Source organism: Mesorhizobium sp. M1004 (genome assembly GCF_040318795.1).
GTDB lineage: Bacteria > Pseudomonadota > Alphaproteobacteria > Rhizobiales > Rhizobiaceae > Mesorhizobium.
Genome location: NZ_JAMYNB010000007.1, coordinates 36445 through 53333, shown reverse-complemented (window position 1 = coordinate 53333; position 16889 = coordinate 36445). Strand labels below are relative to the sequence as shown.

The window sequence follows — 16889 nt, the reverse complement described above, 5'->3', positions numbered from 1 at the left end:
CGCGAGCTCAAGCCGGTATGGCCCGGAAGACACCAGGATCGAGGCTCGTCGCCTTGCCGACCAGATCCTCGCCGCCCAATTCGGCCAGGATTGCAAACAACCGGGCCGCGCCATCACGTTCGTCTTTGCCGAACCGACGAGGGATTCCGGCACGATAGGCGGCGCGTAGCGCCGCCTGGAGGTGAGGATCGTCCGTGCCCAATTGAGGCGCGAGCACCCGCCATTCGTCGTCCGAAGACTCGAGCAGCGACTTCGCTGCCGCAGTGGCGCTCGTGAATCGCTCGAGGGCGATCGGGTTGGCCCGCGCCCAGCTTTCATGGAAGACGTAGCCGAGCATCGGCAAGTCCACGGAAACGCCAAGCCCCTGCAGGATTTGAGCGACACTGAGCAGAGGCCTTGCCCCCTCTGACTCGAGACGGGCGGCGAAATTCCAGAACGTCAGCAGTGCATCCAGTCGCCCCGCCAGAAATTCCTGCTCCAACAAGGGCGGCGCGCCGAACACTGGCTCCACCTCTTCAGCAAGATCGCGCTTCACCTGACGGAGGCCGAGCGCGCGCAACAGGATCCAGCTTTTGTCCAGCGGACCACCTGCGATCCCCAGCCTTTTGCCCTTGAGGTCCGCAAGAGTTCGAATGGGCGAGCCTTGCGGCAGTTCCAGCGCGCCGACGGCACGAGAATAGGGATAGAAGACCAGATCGGCGCCTTCGCTGCGCTGGCGCATGACCCAAACCCAATCCGAAACGATGACGTCGACGCTGCCCGCCAGCAATGCGGTCTTACCGGCTTCGGTACCGGCAAGCCGCTGAGCCTCGATTGATACGCCGTGCACGGTGTCCAACGCATGTCGCCGCATGACGTCAACTTCCCACGCGGCGGTGCCAAATCCCAGCACGCCAAATCGCACGAGCGGCGATGGCTGTGGCGCGGCTTCTGCGGGAGCACCCAATAGCCAGCAACAAATACCCGCAAGAGCGGCCCGCCGTGAGATGTGACCCTGATCATGCCGGGTCAGCCATTCGCCTGGAAGGGTAGCAGTCAGCACGGGCGCACCGGGTGTGAAGGAACTTTCCTAACGCCGTGGCGGCAGGAATGTTCCTCGATGGTGCATGGAACCAACGGGAAAGCACCTAAGGTCCGTTTTTCAGCTCGTATGGCAGTCCGGGGTCTTGTTCAGGCGAACAGAAGAAGGTGTCAGGGGCTACGGTCCGCTCTTGGCATCATCGACCTCCAACGCGTCCATTACAGGTGCCCGATCGCTCTTTTCGGAGCTCGGGCTCTGCACCCCGGACCCGGCGTTCTTGATCGCTTGCACGATAGCATCTTCGATGTTTCCGAGTTCGTCCTCCCTTACTTCACGCCCATAACCAGCCACCTCGGCATCTTGCTCGAATTGCTGAGCGAGCACCGCGACGCTGACTTCCTCTCGACCAGGAAGTGTGCCGACATTCTCCTGTAGCCAGTTTTGAAAAAACTCTCTGGTCGCGCTCATCTCAGACCACCCTTTCGCCAAACTAAGCGCGACGGTGAGCCGAAGTTCCATGATGCGTTCACTTTCCCAGTGGCGCTGTACTCGCAGCGTTGGGAGCCACGAGGTTTTTGCAGGCTTGATGAGGCAGTGGCCTTTCTCTTCACGACTGGTTGGAGTTCACTCTTATTGCGCAGTGTGCATCCTGATTGCGTCCATTTCGACCCTGTGGAACAAGCTCGTTGAGTTGAAGTTAGGCCCGATGCCAAGCTTTTCGGGCGAACCAAGCTTTTCGGGCGCACAAGTTTTTGACGTTGCCATCGTCGGCGGCGGCCCCGCGGGGCTCGCTGCAGCCATGTATTTAGCCAGGTTTCTGCGTTCGGTGATCTTGCTCGACGCGGGGCATGCGCGTGCCAAGCTCATCCCAAAATCCCGTAACTGTCCCGGCTTCCCCGACGGCATCAGCGGGGAAGAACTGCTCGGCCGCCTACGAGCCCAGGCACAGCTATACGGCGCGAGCCTTGTCCATGGTTGCGTAGGCCACGCCGAAAAACGCGAGGGGTTTTTTGTTCTGACGACCACCTGCGGGATTGTCCAAGCAAGGCGCGTGATTCTGGCAACGGGCATTGTGGACAAGGCACCTCCCATCGAAAGACTGGAGGAGGCGATCGCAACCGGCATTGTCAGACTGTGCCCGGTTTGCGATGCATATGAGGCCCGGGGTAGCCGCATCGGCGTTGTTGGTCCGGAGCATCTCGCCGTCAGGGAGGCTCTGTTCCTGAAGGGATATGGCAGTCAGGTCGCCTTGCTCGCCAATAACCAGGATGATGTTTCCGAAGCTGCCCGCGGCGCCGCCTTGGCAGGCGGAGTTGAAATCTGGGACGCTGTCGATGACCTGATCCCTCGACGAACCGGGTTCGATGTCGTCATGGCCGAGGGCGCCCCGATGCGCAACATCGATGTGGTGTACCCTTCAATGGGCAGCGACGTACGCTCCGAACTCGCGGTTGCTCTGGGGGCTAACTGTGACGCAGAAGGCTATGTCCTGGTCAACCGACACCTTGAGACTTCAACGCCAGGACTCTATGCCATTGGCGACGTGGCCGAGGGGCTCAATCAAATTGCTGTTGCGTTCGGAGACGCCGCCAAGGCTGCAACTCACATTCATAACGACCTCCGCGATTGCGCCGAGCCGGCGACGAACTTCCGGCGAAGTTGACCTGCAGATGCGAACGCACCGTACCGGCTCACCTTTGGCTGCGTTGATGCCCGGAACCTGTTCCACCCGGCGTGAGACTACCGGCTTCGGCTTTGCTAGAGTTCTCCCAGGCGCAGCCGCTGGGTTGATGGACGGGCACGCGCTGGCGAACGGCTGGAGGAAGGAATGAAAATTCTCGTCACCGGCGCGTCAGGTCTGATTGGAGCCGCGCTTTGCGCGCGCCTGGCCGGCGAGAGTCATGAAGTGGTTCGCGTGCTTCACCACGCAGACACTGGCGTCCACCCGGAGATCCAAACCGTTTCCCTGGATATGGCGCGGGCCTTGCGACCTCAGGACTGGACCCCCTATCTCGCCGGTGTGGACGCCGTCGTAAACTGTGCCGGCGTCCTGCAGGATAGTGCCCGGGAAAACACCCGGCATGTCCATTCTACCGGCGCCTCGGCTCTCTTCACCGCGTGTGAGCACGCAGGTGTGAATAAGGTGATCCACTTTTCTGCCATCGGGGTCGATCGCCAGCAGCCGTCCGCCTTTTCCGCCAGCAAGGTCGCCGGCGATGAAGCACTGATGGCACGTAGCCTTGACTGGGTCATCCTGCGCCCCTCCGTAGTGCTGGGAAGGCCGGCCTTCGGCGCAAGTGCACTTTTTCGCGGCCTCGCGGCGTTGCCGCTCTTGCCGTTGATGCCCGACACGGGCCGTCTCCAAGTCGTCCAACTCGATGACGTCATCTCCACCGTCCTGTTCTTCCTCAAACCCGGTAGCCCATCGCACCTCACGCTGGACCTCGCTGGGCCAGAGGCACTTCCGATGAGCGAGGTCGTGGGTCGCTATCGCCGCTGGTTCGGATGGAGCAGTGCTCGGGAGTTCATCTTGCCCAATTGGGCCGCAGCTATCTTGTACAGGTTCGGGGATGCCGCGGCTCAGCTGGGCTGGCGCCCGCCGATGCGCAGCAATGCAGCAAAAGAGATTGCCCGTGGCGCTGTCGGCGATCCCCAGCCGTGGATGACGGCGACCGGCATTCAACCATCAAGTCTTACATCTGCACTGCGTTTAAATCCTGCGACGGTGCAGGAGCGATGGTTCGCCGGTCTTTACTTTGTCAAGCCGGCGCTCTTTGTCATCTTGCCGCTCTTCTGGATCATGACCGGCATCATTTCCCTCACCGCCGGCTGGCGCAGCGGAGTTGACTTGCTGATTGGCACTGCCGCCGGCCCCTTGGCCGAACCGGCGGTAGTCGCCGGCGCGCTGGCTGACATCGCAGTCGGGGCGCTTATCGCCTGGCGCCCAACCAGCCGGCTTGGTCTTTTCGGCGCAATCGCGGTATCGCTTTTCTATGCGATCGCTGGGAGCATTCTGCGGCCGGATCTTTGGCTTGAGCCACTCGGGCCGTTGATCAAAATCCTCCCGATCCTCGTTCTGCATTTTGCAGCGCTGGCCATTCTGGAGGAACGCTGATGATTTACTTCGTGCTTAAATACCTGCACGTGATCGGCGCTGCTGTGCTGCTCGGAACTGGTGCCGGCATTGCTTTTTTCATGCTTTTGGCACACCGGACCGGGAATGCCGCGACGATCGCAGCCGTCGCCCGCATTGTCGTGCTGGCTGATTTCCTGTTCACGGCTACGGCCGTTGTCGCACAACCTTTGACCGGACTGGGCCTCGCTAGGGTTGCGGGGTATTCGCTGTCCGAAGGATGGATCGTTCTCTCGATCCTGCTCTACATCTTAACGGGCCTGTTCTGGCTGCCTGTCGTGTGGATGCAGATCGAGATGCGAAATCTAGCCACACAGGCCGCACTCTCCAACCAACCTCCTCCCGAGCGCTACCATCAGCTGTTCAGACGCTGGTTTGTCTTCGGTTTCCCAGCTTTCGGCGCCGTGCTCGCCATTTTCTGGCTGATGATTGCGCGCCCGGCAATCGAGTGGTCATCGTTGTAGCTGCGATCGGCAAGCACTGCGCCGTGAATTCATCCGTCGCGCCTAGCTGGCTCGTGCCGGCGCGATGCACTGCGGTCGGGAACCACGGTCACTGCCGCGAGTTCTTTCGCATGGCCAATCATCCCGTCACCGGCGTGCTTACCTCAATCGGCACATTAACCTCCCGCCCCGCGGCATTCCTGATCCTGTTGGTCTACGCAATCCTTTGGATGATCTTCGAGCGTCAGACCCTGGACTGGCATGGAGCGGCTACCTTGTTTACGTGGGCCATGACGCTGTTCATCCAGCGTGCCGAGCACCGCGACACTCAGGCCATTCACGCCAAACTGGATGAGATCCTGCGATCAGACCACAATGCTTCGAACATCACACGGATCGACGATGAAGAGCCCGAGGAAATCGAGAAACACCGCCACCGCAAGCAGCAGGACGACTGATGAGCGGCGTTTTGGTTTCACGGCAGGACGAGTAGCGGGTTTCCAGCTTTTGACGCCTATCCAGCCCCGCCGCCTCCTGCGCTCAGGCCCAGGCCTTCGATCCTTGCTGCGCCTGTGGTTCAGCGACCGAAGGATCGGAGCCCTCTATTGTTCCACTGATCCAGAAAAATTTGCCCGAGAACCAGGTCAGGCAAATCGGCCGGCTCGAAGTGCGTCATTCGCCTTTCTGGTTGCGCTCGACGAACTTGTTGAAACGGCTGGTTTGTCCGTCACCAGTCTTGGACTGGTAAAGAAAGGCCAGATCGTTCTCGTCGAATATGCGGAAGAACTCGTCCCATTCGACCGGCTCGAATGCTTCCTCGGGTTTGCCGAAGTCGATCCGCAGGATGCCGCCCGCGCCTTTGGTGCGAACCACTGCCGGCCGTCCATCCCGCTCCTCGGCCCATTTGCGGATTTCGTCGTGATTGGTGGTCGTTTGCGACTGGGACATTGAAATCTCCTTTGATCATCGGCGTTGCCAACATCGGGCATCGTCGGGGCTGCCGGCGTCCTAACAGCACAAGGGCGGCAATGTTCCGGCACGGCGCGGCGAGCGCGATGTGGCTGCTTCCGAACGAAGCCGGCCAAAGGAACTTTGTTGAAGCCAAGGGAACAAACCTTTTGCCGAAAAGTTCGGGTCGCCAAGATTACCTGTCTGAGGAGTGGTCGTGGAACGGATATTGGTTACAGGGGGCTGCGGCTTCATTGGCCGGCATGTCGCCCAGGAACTCATCGAGCAGGATTATTCGGTTCGCATTTTGGATGTGCTGCTGGAGCAGGTGCACGCAGGCGAAACAGTCGCCCTTCCCGCCGGGGCCGAGCTGATCAAGGGCGACATTCGGGACCGGGAGGCGGTCGCCAAGGCGCTGGAAGGCGTTGACGCGGTCATTCATCTGGCCGCGGAAGTCGGCGTCGGACAGTCGATGTACGAGATCGCGCGCTATGTCGGCACAAACGATCTCGGCACCGCGACGCTGCTTGAGGCGCTGATCAAACACCCGGTCGAGCGCATTGTCGTCGCCTCATCGATGAGTGTCTATGGCGAGGGCCTCTATGCTACATCGGACGGCCGGCGCATCGACAATGCCCGGCGCAAGGCGAGCGACATCAAAAACGGGCAGTGGAATCCGCTGTCGCCGGAAGGCGAGCCCCTCTCCCCCCTGCCGACGGACGAGGAAAAGCCGGTCGACCTCGCCTCTATCTATGCGCTGACGAAATACGCCCAGGAACGCGCCGTGCTGATCTTCGGCGAAGCCTATGGCATCGATGCGGTCGCGCTGCGCCTGTTCAACGTCTTCGGCGCCGGCCAGGCGTTATCGAACCCCTATACCGGCGTGTTGGCCAATTTTGCTTCGCGTCTCGCCAACGGCCAACGTCCAATGATCTTCGAGGATGGCGAACAGAAACGCGATTTCGTCCATGTGGATGACGTCGCCCGCGCCTTTCGTCTTGCGCTGCAGCAACGCCAGGCAAGGGGTCACGTCATCAACATCGGCAGCGGCCGAGCCTATGCTATCAGCGACGTCGCGCGGGTACTTGCCGAGGCCATGGGAACGCCGGACCGCTCGCCAGAGTTGCTCGGCAAGGCGCGCTCCGGGGATATCCGCAACTGCTTCGCCGATATTTCCAAGGCCCGTGAGCTGCTCGGTTTCGAGCCGAGGCAACAACTGGAGAATTCGCTCGCCGATTTCGTTTCCTGGGTGCGCAACTCGTCCGCCATCGACCGCGGCGCCGACATGAAACGCGAGCTTGAAGAACGTGGGCTGGTGTCATGAATACGCGCAATCGACGCGACGCGCCCGTCGCCATTGTCGGCGGCAGCGGCTTCATAGGATCGAACCTGGCCGACAGCCTGTTGTCGGATGGCGAGCCGGTGCTGGTGATCGACAATCTCAGCCGCCCCGGCGTCGAACAGAACCTTGAATGGCTGGCGCAAAAGCACGGCAGCCGCCTCGCGGTCGAAACCATTGACGTGCGCGACGCCTATGCGCTTGCGCCCGTTCTGAAGAGTTCCAAGGCGATCTTCCATCTGGCCGCCCAAACCGCCGTCACAACGAGCCTGGTCCAACCGGACGAGGATTTCGACATCAACCTTCGAGGAACGTTCAATGTCCTCGAAGCGGCGCGGCTGAGCAGTGAGTTTGTTCCGGTGGTCTTCGCCAGCACCAACAAGGTCTATGGCAGTCTGCCCGACGTCGCGGTGCGCGAGGACGGCGATCGTTACCTGCCTTGCGACGGCATCATCCAAGCGAATGGCATCGACGAGACCCACGGCCTGGATTTCTGCACGCCCTATGGTTGTTCCAAAGGCGCGGCGGACCAATATGTGCTCGACTATGCCAAATCCTACGGCATGCCGACGGCGGTGCTGCGGATGAGCTGCATTTACGGGCCGCGCCAGTTCGGAACCGAGGATCAAGGCTGGGTCGCGCACTTCCTGCTAAGTGCGCTGACGGGACGTCCAATCACCATTTACGGCGACGGCAGACAAGTGCGCGATATACTGCATGTCTCCGATGCGGTCGCCGCCTACAGGGCCACGCTCGATCGTATCGAGACGACCAAAGGCCAGGCATTCAATCTTGGCGGCGGCCCCGATAATGCGATCAGCCTGCGCATGCTGTTGAGCGAGATCCGTAGCTTGACCGGCCATGAGCTTTCGATCCGCCATGATGGCGAACGCACCGGCGATCAGCCCTTCTTCGTCGCCGACACCCGCAAGATCAAAGCGATGCTTGGCTGGAAAGCTCGTGTTTCATGGCGCGAAGGCATTCGCGATCTCGCAGACTGGCTGCAAAAACACCGGCTCCAGCCTCGCCCCGAAGTCGTGAGGTACGTCGCATGAAAATCGCCCTGGTAAACCCGTTCTGGACCTATGACGACAGCATTTATTTCGGCTGCCGCCAACCACATCTCCCGCTGGAACTCGGCTATTCGAAATCCCTGCTCGAAACAGCCGGCCATGAGGTGCTGATGCTGGATGGGCAATTGCAGGAGCTCGAAAACTCGGACCTCTCCGAGCGTGTGGCTGATTTCGCGCCGGCAATGACGGTCGTCAGTACCGCCCCGACTTATCTGTTCTGGCGCTGCGCACCACCCGAGTTGCGCGTGCCGGCCGATTTCCTCAACCGTCTCGCCGGGCGCGGTGGACGCACAGTCGCGGTCGGGCCGCATGGCTCGGCTACGCCCGCGCCAACCTTGCGCAAGCTTGGCGTCGACATTGTTGTGCGCGGCGAATGCGAGGAGATCGTCGCGGAACTTGCCCGGCGCGACGACTGGAGCGCGGTCCCCTCGACCGCTTACCTGCGCGACGCCAAGGTGGTTTTGAACGGCGGCGTCCACGCCAGCTCGTTTGTCGATCATCCGCCACTCCAATGGCCATCAGACTGGATTGCAGCCCATTCGCACCACCATCACAGGTTCGATGACAAGCAGGTTGGGTTCGGCGCGGAGGTCGAAGCATCGCGCGGCTGTCCCTACAATTGCAGCTTCTGCGCCAAGATCGATTTCCGCGATTCCTATCGCCGTCGAAACCACGAGGCGGTCATAGCGGAAATCGATGGGCTGATTGCCCAGGGCGTCGGCTACATTTATTTCATCGATGAAATCTTCCTGCCGCAAAAAGCGCTGTTGGAAGCGTTGATCGATCGCGACGTGAAGTTCGGTGTGCAGACCCGCATCGACCTTTGGAAACCCGAGCTGCTGGAACTGCTTGGTGCGGCCGGCTGCGTCTCCATCGAGGCCGGTCTCGAAAGCCTGACCGTGGAAGGTCGTGCGATGCTGGCAAAGCGCTGCCGGCTGGGTACCGAGGAACTCGCCGCGCTGCTCGTCAATGCCAGGCGTCACGTTCCGTTCGTACAGGCCAATCTGATCGGCGTCGTCGAGGATGACCCTGCCCTTGTCGACTACTGGCGAACGCACCTCATCGACAACGGCGTGTGGGCCAATGAACCCGTACCGCTTTATCCATATCCGAGTTCGCCAAGCTATCGCGAGCTTTGGGGCGAACCCGACGACCTCGCCTGGGAGCGCGCCCATGATCACTATCTCGCATCATTCCAGAAGTTCAGCGACATCCAGGAAAGGCGCCCGCGTCCGCTGGCGGAACTGGAGGCGACATGTTGCGGACACTGACGCCGCGCTCGCGGCGCATCCTGATGACGGTCGATGCCGTGGGCGGCGTGTGGCGCTATGCGCTCGACCTGGCCAGGGAACTTGTCAACGGCGGCGATAGCGTAGTGCTTGCCGGTCTCGGTCCGCCACCGTCCAGGCAGCAGGCCGACGAGGCGGAGGCTTTCGCGAAGCTGATCTGGCTGAACACGCCGCCGGATTGGATGACCCGCAACGGCGGTGATCTCGACGCGCTGCCGCGGGAGTTGCATGCGCCCATGCGCGACCACGCCATCGACCTTGTCCATTTCAACGCGCCTTCGCAGGCGGCGGGATTCGACGCGCCATGCCCGGTCGTGGTGGTCTCCCATTCCTGCGTGACGACCTGGTTCCATGCGGTCAGAGGACAGGCGGCGGATGGCGCATGGGCCTGGCAGAAGGAGCGTAACAGACGCGGCATGGATCGGGCCGACGCGGTCATCGCGCCGAGCCGCAGCCATGCCGACATGCTTGAGACCTGCTACGGCCCGATCGCGCGCTTGAGTGTGGTCAGAAATGGTGCCCGTCCTCTGCCGAAGACCGAAAAGCGCCAACCGCTCGTCTTCGCCGCTGCCCGCTGGTGGGACGAGGGCAAAAATGCGGCGGTGGTCGATCAGGCGGCGTCCCTGACGCGATGGCCTCTGTTTGCCGCCGGGTCGACGAACGGTCCAAACGGCGAGCATGTCAGCTTCAGCCATGCTGTTCCTCTGGGAGCAGTGCCGTCCGATGAGGTGCGTTCGTTGATGGCTCGCGCGGGTATTTTCGTATCGCCATCGCTCTACGAGCCATTCGGCCTGGCCGCGCTGGAAGCCGCCATGTCGGCTACGCCCCTGGTGCTTTCCGATATCGCCACCTATCGCGAACTATGGGACGGGGCCGCGATATTCTTTGACGCGCGCGATCCGCACGATCTCGCTGCCTGCCTCAACCGTCTCTCCAGCGATGCCGAGCTCCGGCGAGAGCTTGGCCAGGCAGCCATCCGACGCAGCCGCAGGTTTAGGCTGACAAAGCAGACAGCGGCTATGCGCGGCGTCTACGACAAAGCGGTCTTAGCGATGGCGGAGCGCTGATCATGCGCTTTGTGTTCTACACCCACTCGGTCGTTTCCGACTGGAACCATGGCAATGCCCATTTCCTGCGCGGCGTCATGCGAGAGCTGGTCCAGCGCCGGCATCAGGCGATTGCGCTGGAGCCGGCGAATGGCTGGAGCCGGTCGAATCTGCTGGCTGAGAAGGGGTCGTTCGCCATCGAACGCTTCCGCAAGGATTTTCCCGAACTGATGCCGGTGACCTACGATGCCGGATTTGATCACGAAGCCTGGATTGCCGAGGCCGACGTTGTGATCGTTCATGAGTGGACGGATCCGGAGCTTGTCGCACGTATTGGCCGTGCCCGGGCCGCCGGCGGCAATTTCATCCTTTTTTTTCACGACACCCACCACCGGGCCGTGTCTGCGACCGAGGCACTCTCGGCGCTCCGGCTGGAGCACTATGACGGCGTTCTCGCCTTTGGCGAAACCTTGCGCGAGAGCTATCTGCGCGCCGGCTGGGGCAAGCGCGTCTTCACTTGGCATGAAGCGGCGGACGATCGCCTGTTCAAGCCGCACCCGGAGATCCACCCCACCTCCGATCTGGTCTGGATCGGCAACTGGGGCGATGATGAGCGGACCGCCGAACTCAAGGAGTTTCTGATCGAGCCGGTGCACGATCTCGGCCTTGATGCCGCTGTTCACGGCGTACGCTACCCCAAGACCGCACTTGCGGATCTGGCCACCGCAGGACTGCGCTATGAGGGGTGGATCGCCAATGCCGACGTGCCGAAGGCCTTCGCCGCGCATCGTGTCACACTTCACATCCCACGGCGCCCCTATCGCGAGAGGTTGCCCGGAATCCCGACGATCCGCATGTTCGAGGCACTCGCCTGCGGCATTCCGCTGATTTCAGCGCCATGGTCCGATGTCGAGCAGCTTTTCAGGCCCGGTGTCGACTTCCTGTTTGCCGAGAATGGCTCGCAAATGCGGCAACAGCTTCGGACGGTGTTGTCCGACGAGGACTTTGCGGCCTCCCTGGTGACCTCGGGTCTCGAGACCATCCGCTCGCGGCACACCTGCCGCCACCGCGTCGACGAGTTGCTCGGCGTGCTCACGCAATGCGCGAGCAGACACACCGCCGTCCCGACAGCCGCAAAGGAAGCCGTCGCATGAAGATCGCATTCTATGGATCGAGCCTTTTGTCGTCCTACTGGAACGGTGCCGCGACGTACTATCGCGGTTTGCTCAAGGCACTTTCGCAATTGGGTTACGAGATCACGTTCTACGAACCCGATGTCTACGACCGGCAGAAGAACCGCGACATCGAAGCTCCCGACTGGTGCACTGTCGTCGTTTACGAGGCGACCCAGCATGCGCTGATGCAGGTCGCGGCACGTGCCGCCGGCGCCGACATCGTCGTCAAGGCGAGTGGCGTCGGTTTCGAAGACGAGGCGCTGCTTCGCGCCGTTCTCGACCACGCCCGCAGCGACGCGCTTGTCGTATTCTGGGACGTGGATGCGCCAGCCACGCTTGCCCAGTTGCGCGACGAGCCGGACCACCCGCTCCATCGTGCACTGCAGGAGATCGACCTCGTGCTGACCTATGGTGGCGGCGATCCCGTTGTCTGGGCCTACCGTGCCATGGGCGCCAAGGAGTGCGTGCCCATCTACAATGCGCTCGATCCCGAAACGCACCATCCGGTCGCCAGCAAAGCGCGTTTTGCCTGCGACCTGGCGTTCCTCGGAAACCGGCTGCCGGACCGTGAAGCGCGTGTCGAATCGTTTTTCCTCGATCCCGCCAGCCAGCTGCCGAAACAGCGTTTCCTGCTCGGAGGCTCGGGTTGGGGCGACAAGCCGCTCCCCACCAATGTAGGCTGGCTCGGCCATGTCGGCACCCGCGATCACAACGCCTTCAATGTCACTCCAAAAGCCGTGTTGAACATCAGCCGCGATAGCATGGCCGCCAACGGTTTTTCACCGGCCACGCGAGTGTTCGAGGCGGCCGGCGCGGGCGCCTGTCTCATCACGGATGCATGGCTGGGCGTGGAACTGTTCCTGAAACCAGGCGAGGAGATCCTGGTCGCGCGTGACGGCGGCGATGTCGCCGAAATAATGCGCTCGCTGACCCCCGGGCGGGCCAAGGCAATCGGCCAAGCCGCACTTCACCGCGTGCTGGCGGACCATACCTACGCGCTTCGGGCGGATGTGGCGGATGCCGTCTTCAAACGTCATTTCGAGCACGGGGCCGTGGAGGCAGCGGAATGACCAAGAAACTGGACATCGTCTTTCTCGGCCTGTCGCTGTCCTCATCCTGGGGAAACGGCCACGCCACGACTTTCCGGGGTCTTTTGAAAGGCTTGCACGGACTCGGTCACCGGGTGACCTTTCTGGAGCGCAACGTGCCCTGGTACGCCAATCACCGCGATCTGCGCGATCCGGAGTTCTGCGCCTTGCGCTACTACGAAACCACTGCGGAGCTGCAACGCGACTACGCACAGTGCCTGGAGCAGGCCGACATCATCGTCATCGGATCCTTTGTTCCAGAAGGACGCCAGGTCATCGACATCGTCGCCTCGCTTTGCAAGGGGCAGCTCTGCTTTTACGACATCGACACCCCGGTGACCCTGGCCAAGCTTTCAGCCGACGATTGCGATTATCTGAGTTCGCGGCAAATTCCGTATTTCGATGTCTATTTCTCCTTCACTGGCGGACCAACGCTCAACCATCTGGCGCAAGACTTCGGCGCGCGCCATGCCGAACCTCTCTATTGTTCGGTCGATCCAGAACGGCATCACCCGACAGGAGATCCGATCCGCTGGGATCTCGGCTATCTCGGCACCTACAGCATGGACCGGCAGACAACGCTGAACGCTCTGCTGCTCGAGCCCGCACGGCATATGCCGAACCTCCGTTTCGTCGTGGCCGGCTCCCAATATCCATCCGACATCATCTGGCCGGACAATGTCGAACGCATCGAACATTTGCCGCCAGCCGATCACGCCGCGTTCTATAGCCGTCAGCGCTACACGCTGAATGTCACACGCAGTTCCATGATCACCGCAGGATGGTCGCCCAGCGTGCGCCTGTTCGAAGCGGCGGCTTGCGGCACGCCCATCGTCAGCGACCGCTGGCCAGGGCTCGACAGCTTCTTTCCCGCGTCGGCGATCCACACCGCCGCGGAGACGGACGATGTCATAGATATCCTCGTTGGCGAGTCCGAGCGCGCACGCCTGGCCATGGCCGGCCGGGCTCGCAAACTCGTCCTCGCTTCCCACACCGGTGCGGCCAGGGCTCGCGAATTCGTGGCGGCGCTGACCCAACCAAGGGCGACGGCCCTCGATCTCGACATTGGAAGTGCAGCATGAACGGCAGACAGGAGAAAACAGCGATGCGACAGACAAGAAAGGCGCACAGGGCAAAGACGGTGCTTGTTGCCGGCGGCGCGGGTTTCCTCGGTTCGCATCTTTGCGAAGTATTGCTCCGCAACGGCTGGCGCGTGATCTGCGTCGACAATTTTCTGACCGGGCGCATGGAAAACATCATCTCGATCATGGACCGGCCGGGTTTCCGGTTGATCGAGCAGGACATCTGCCGGCCACTGGATCTCGGCGAGCCCGTGGATCACATCTTCAACCTGGCCTGCGCCGCCTCACCGCCGCGTTATCAGGCCGACCCGATACACACCACGCGTACCTGCGTGATCGGAACCCTCAACCTGCTCGAACTCGCTGTCCGCAATGACGCGCGACTGCTGCAGGCCTCGACGAGCGAAGTGTATGGCGATCCGGAACAACACCCGCAAAGGGAGGATTACGTCGGTCATGTGAACTGCACCGGCCCACGCGCCTGCTACGACGAGGGCAAGCGCACCGCCGAAACGCTTTGCTTCGACTATCTAAGGGCCGGCAAGGCCGACGTCCGCGTCGCGCGCATCTTCAACACCTACGGTCCGAGAATGGATCCGGCCGACGGTCGCATCGTCTCGAATTTGATCATGCAGGCGCTCGAGAAGCGTCCGCTGACGATATTCGGCGACGGCCAGCAAACGCGATCCTTCTGCTATGTCTCCGACTTGATTGATGGATTGATGCGCCTGATGAACATCGACCCCAATCCGGGCAAGCCGGTCAATCTGGGCAATCCCGGAGAATTCACCATCGTGCGACTGGCGGCATTGGTGAAGGCGATGACCGGCACCAAGTCGGATCTGAAATTTCTGCCCCTGCCGCAAGACGATCCTCGGCGCAGGCAGCCTGATATTTCGCGTGCGAAAACGCTGCTCGGCTGGTCGCCGAGAGTGCCGCTCAACGAAGGGCTCAAGCTGACGATCGATTATTTCGCGGCGCTCGAAGGCACCGGCATCGGCGATCAGATGACAGGCCTTGCCAAAAGGAGACCCGCAGGCGGGCTGCAGAACCTTCCTGCATGACGTGAGCCGCGGCCGGACCTGCCCGGAGATCGTGCGGAACATCCATCCAACCTTGTAGTTTGGCGGGAGGGACCCGATACGGAGGATCATCCTCATGCAACCCAAGCGACCCGCGAAGGATGTCGACAAGATTGCCGAACGCGAGGCGGCTGCCTATCTGCGGCGCTCCTCGATCACCTATCTCGAGTGCTGCGTCAGCCTGATGATGACGCATCTGCAGCGCGAGGAAGTGGCCGCTATTCTCGAGCAGGAAGCAGACATGCTACGAAGGCTGGATTGATCGAAACGCTACACCTGAGATTCGTCCAGGAATCGTATCAGCCCCGCCCTGTATCGGTCTGCGGTCGCGGCCAGCCTTGCTTTTTCCTGGCCATTTTCGGATTGCGCAGCCGTGCTCCAGAGCCCGATTTGGAACGCCAAATAGCAGGGTTCGAAAAAATCGATGTGGCCATTGTCAATATCGAGCCCCATCCCCTCGACCAATGTCGTCACATCGCTGTCGGACAGTCCATATTCGACACGGGCGCCGGCAATGTCCCACTCTATCGGCTGGCAGCCAATCAAATCGTGTGCCCGGCAATGGTCGACGGCATCTGTCTTGACCACCGAGCCGTCGGCACAAACGAGAAACTCCCACGCGTGAAGCTTTCCGTCGATTTCCACCGGCTGCAGAACATGCGCAGGGGTTTTTTTCGAGAGCCAGCCGCGCAACGTCGCCGCTCGGTTCTCGCCCAGGGCTTCAGATGTATTGGAAACAGCCATTTCCGCGAGTGCGAGCAATGATGCACCCGGTTCGCAGGTTCGGAGATTGAGCGCCCGCCAGGTTAGATAGCGCGCCAACTCCGCGACCAGCCTTCCTCTTGGCAGCGGCGCCTGGTCCATCGTGGTGCCGTCAATCCACCGTTCGACCAGAAAGCCGTGGCAAAGCCCGACCACTTGCGATCCGAACCCGGCTTTCCCCAACATTTCCGCGGCTCGTCTCTTACGCCGTCCGGTTTCGCCGAGGCCGGCGAATTTGACGAGCCAGCGACCACACCCCGCGGACGCCAGGAATTTACGCCGCTCGATGCCGCGCGGGCTCGGCGGCCAATGCTTTTCGTCGACGTAGTGGACGCTCCTCCATTCGCCACCAGACAGTTCGGTCAGGCGTAATTCGGGGCTGCCGACCGCCTCGGCCACCCATTCGCTAAGCGTGGGAATGTTCGAGCTTTCGGTGAAGGTGCATTCGAGCGCCGTCGCCACATGTTTCGGACAGCGCGACCATGTCTCCCTGGCCTCCCGTGACGCTTCGGTGCCCGGGTTGCCAGGATGGCTGGGAAACAGGTGAATGCGGTCCATACCAATACCCAGTTCCCGCAGCCACGCGACGACGGCGTGCATCGAACTGCCGGACAGACCGGGACCTTCGTCTACAACGGCGAAGCGTGCCGATGGATTGTTCTTCCAGGAAGCGATCGAGCGCGGATCGGCATTGATGTGCCTGCGGAAAGGATGGCCGACCGGACGAACGCTGAACGGCGCCGGCGCGCCAATCGCGGCAGCCACTATGGCGGCAAGCCCCAGGCCGATGCTGCGGATGCCGATCACGCATGTGTTCGCATCGAGACCTGACTCCTGCGCCGCTCCCAAATAGCTTTCGGGATAAAGCGCGTAATGCGCGTAACCCTCGGCAGAACCGGTCAGAACCTCAGCCTCGCAATCCAACCCGTCCAGCAGTTGGAGAAGTCCCGGCTCGATGCCACCGCCCACGGCGAAACCGCTTCGCCACGACTTCGCCACCTCTGCCGCAAGACCAACCAGCAATCTGGCGCCTTGCTGTTGCCGCGGCGAAAAGATGTCGATGCCCCTGTTCTCGAAATCGACATCGGCAAGCGCGCGAACCAGTTCCGATACGCTGATGAATAGGCCGACCAACGCGGCATGGCGTCGGACGCCATGAGCCATGCGGTCCAGACTTTGAGCAATTTCGCTCGCAGCATCGCGAAGCCGTTCTGCGCTCTGCCTCCGCTTCTGGTCGCCGTAAACGATCATCGATCGGTTTTCCAATGCTTTGCCTTGCGGCAACGCAGCGAGCGCTGCTTCGATCCATGCTGTCTTGCGCAATTTTTCGGCAGGCCAAGGAACATTCCGGCACGCTGGTGGTTCGGCGGCAGGAACTTACCTTTGAACAGCATAGGGCGGCAGTTTC

17 protein-coding genes are annotated in these 16889 nt (G+C 61.5%); 13 read left to right on the top strand and 4 right to left on the bottom strand.

The window, feature by feature from the left end; all coding sequences use genetic code 11:
* Nucleotides 1-7: 7 nt before the first annotated feature.
* Together NKH54_RS16150 and NKH54_RS16145 are read right to left on the bottom strand one after the other, a co-directional pair.
* Complete coding sequence (locus NKH54_RS16150; RefSeq protein WP_245260264.1) at nt 8-829, bottom strand: ABC transporter substrate-binding protein; 822 nt, start codon at nt 827-829, stop codon at nt 8-10.
* Between the two features lie 369 nt (nt 830-1198).
* Nucleotides 1199-1540 carry a hypothetical protein gene (locus NKH54_RS16145; protein WP_245260256.1) on the bottom strand — a complete coding sequence of 114 codons (342 nt, stop codon included), beginning with the start codon at nt 1538-1540 and terminating at the stop codon, nt 1199-1201.
* Between NKH54_RS16145 and NKH54_RS16140 the strand changes: the two genes are divergently transcribed.
* The 4 genes from NKH54_RS16140 to NKH54_RS16125 all read left to right on the top strand — a co-directional run bounded on the left by NKH54_RS16140 (nt 1539) and on the right by NKH54_RS16125 (nt 5055).
* Nucleotides 1539-2684, top strand: coding sequence for an NAD(P)/FAD-dependent oxidoreductase (locus tag NKH54_RS16140; protein WP_245260257.1), 1146 nt, complete (start codon nt 1539-1541; stop codon nt 2682-2684). The genes NKH54_RS16145 and NKH54_RS16140 overlap by 2 nt on opposite strands.
* 165 nt (nt 2685-2849) lie before the next feature.
* Entirely contained in the window at nt 2850-4136 is a 1287-nt protein-coding gene (locus tag NKH54_RS16135) for an SDR family oxidoreductase (protein WP_023736078.1), read from the top strand.
* Nucleotides 4136-4618, top strand: a complete 483-nt coding sequence (locus NKH54_RS16130) for a DUF2269 family protein (protein ID WP_023736079.1) — start codon at nt 4136-4138, stop codon at nt 4616-4618. Before NKH54_RS16135 ends, NKH54_RS16130 begins: the two co-directional genes overlap by 1 nt.
* 110 nt (nt 4619-4728) lie before the next feature.
* The gene (locus tag NKH54_RS16125) at nt 4729-5055 is read left to right on the top strand and encodes a low affinity iron permease family protein (protein WP_023687797.1); all 327 of its coding nucleotides are present in this window, start codon (nt 4729-4731) and stop codon (nt 5053-5055) included.
* Between the two features lie 214 nt (nt 5056-5269).
* On the opposite strand, the gene NKH54_RS16120 is transcribed toward NKH54_RS16125, so the two are convergent.
* Nucleotides 5270-5545: a hypothetical protein gene (locus NKH54_RS16120; RefSeq protein ID WP_023667991.1), complete on the bottom strand. Its 276-nt coding sequence runs from the start codon at nt 5543-5545 to the stop codon at nt 5270-5272.
* A 217-nt stretch (nt 5546-5762) separates the two neighbouring features.
* Here NKH54_RS16120 and NKH54_RS16115 point away from each other — a divergent pair, with 217 nt between their 5' ends.
* From NKH54_RS16115 to NKH54_RS16075, 9 genes are all read left to right on the top strand, one after another.
* Nucleotides 5763-6869: an NAD-dependent epimerase/dehydratase family protein gene (locus tag NKH54_RS16115; protein WP_031244122.1), complete on the top strand. Its 1107-nt coding sequence runs from the start codon at nt 5763-5765 to the stop codon at nt 6867-6869.
* Nucleotides 6866-7939 carry a GDP-mannose 4,6-dehydratase gene (locus NKH54_RS16110; protein WP_352913947.1) on the top strand — a complete coding sequence of 358 codons (1074 nt, stop codon included), beginning with the start codon at nt 6866-6868 and terminating at the stop codon, nt 7937-7939. The genes NKH54_RS16115 and NKH54_RS16110 overlap by 4 nt, the downstream gene beginning before the upstream one ends.
* The gene (locus NKH54_RS16105) at nt 7936-9228 is read left to right on the top strand and encodes a TIGR04295 family B12-binding domain-containing radical SAM protein (RefSeq protein WP_352656605.1); all 1293 of its coding nucleotides are present in this window, start codon (nt 7936-7938) and stop codon (nt 9226-9228) included. Before NKH54_RS16110 ends, NKH54_RS16105 begins: the two co-directional genes overlap by 4 nt.
* Nucleotides 9213-10313, top strand: coding sequence for a glycosyltransferase family 4 protein (locus NKH54_RS16100; RefSeq protein ID WP_353028554.1), 1101 nt, complete (start codon nt 9213-9215; stop codon nt 10311-10313). The genes NKH54_RS16105 and NKH54_RS16100 overlap by 16 nt, the downstream gene beginning before the upstream one ends.
* A 2-nt stretch (nt 10314-10315) precedes the next feature.
* Nucleotides 10316-11446: a CgeB family protein gene (locus NKH54_RS16095; protein WP_353028553.1), complete on the top strand. Its 1131-nt coding sequence runs from the start codon at nt 10316-10318 to the stop codon at nt 11444-11446.
* Complete coding sequence (locus NKH54_RS16090; RefSeq protein WP_023667985.1) at nt 11443-12537, top strand: CgeB family protein; 1095 nt, start codon at nt 11443-11445, stop codon at nt 12535-12537. The genes NKH54_RS16095 and NKH54_RS16090 overlap by 4 nt, the downstream gene beginning before the upstream one ends.
* A complete protein-coding gene (locus tag NKH54_RS16085) occupies nt 12534-13637 on the top strand; it encodes a CgeB family protein (RefSeq protein ID WP_023714673.1) in 1104 nt (367 codons plus the stop codon). Before NKH54_RS16090 ends, NKH54_RS16085 begins: the two co-directional genes overlap by 4 nt.
* Before the next feature lie 23 nt (nt 13638-13660).
* A complete protein-coding gene (locus NKH54_RS16080; RefSeq protein WP_023681096.1) occupies nt 13661-14701 on the top strand; it encodes a UDP-glucuronic acid decarboxylase family protein in 1041 nt (346 codons plus the stop codon).
* A gap of 94 nt (nt 14702-14795) precedes the next feature.
* Nucleotides 14796-14981: a hypothetical protein gene (locus tag NKH54_RS16075; RefSeq protein ID WP_023667982.1), complete on the top strand. Its 186-nt coding sequence runs from the start codon at nt 14796-14798 to the stop codon at nt 14979-14981.
* 8 nt (nt 14982-14989) lie between these two features.
* Here the strand turns inward: NKH54_RS16075 and NKH54_RS16070 are convergent, their stop codons facing one another.
* Nucleotides 14990-16804, bottom strand: coding sequence for a hypothetical protein (locus NKH54_RS16070; RefSeq protein ID WP_353028552.1), 1815 nt, complete (start codon nt 16802-16804; stop codon nt 14990-14992).
* Between the last annotated feature and the right edge of the window lie 85 nt (nt 16805-16889).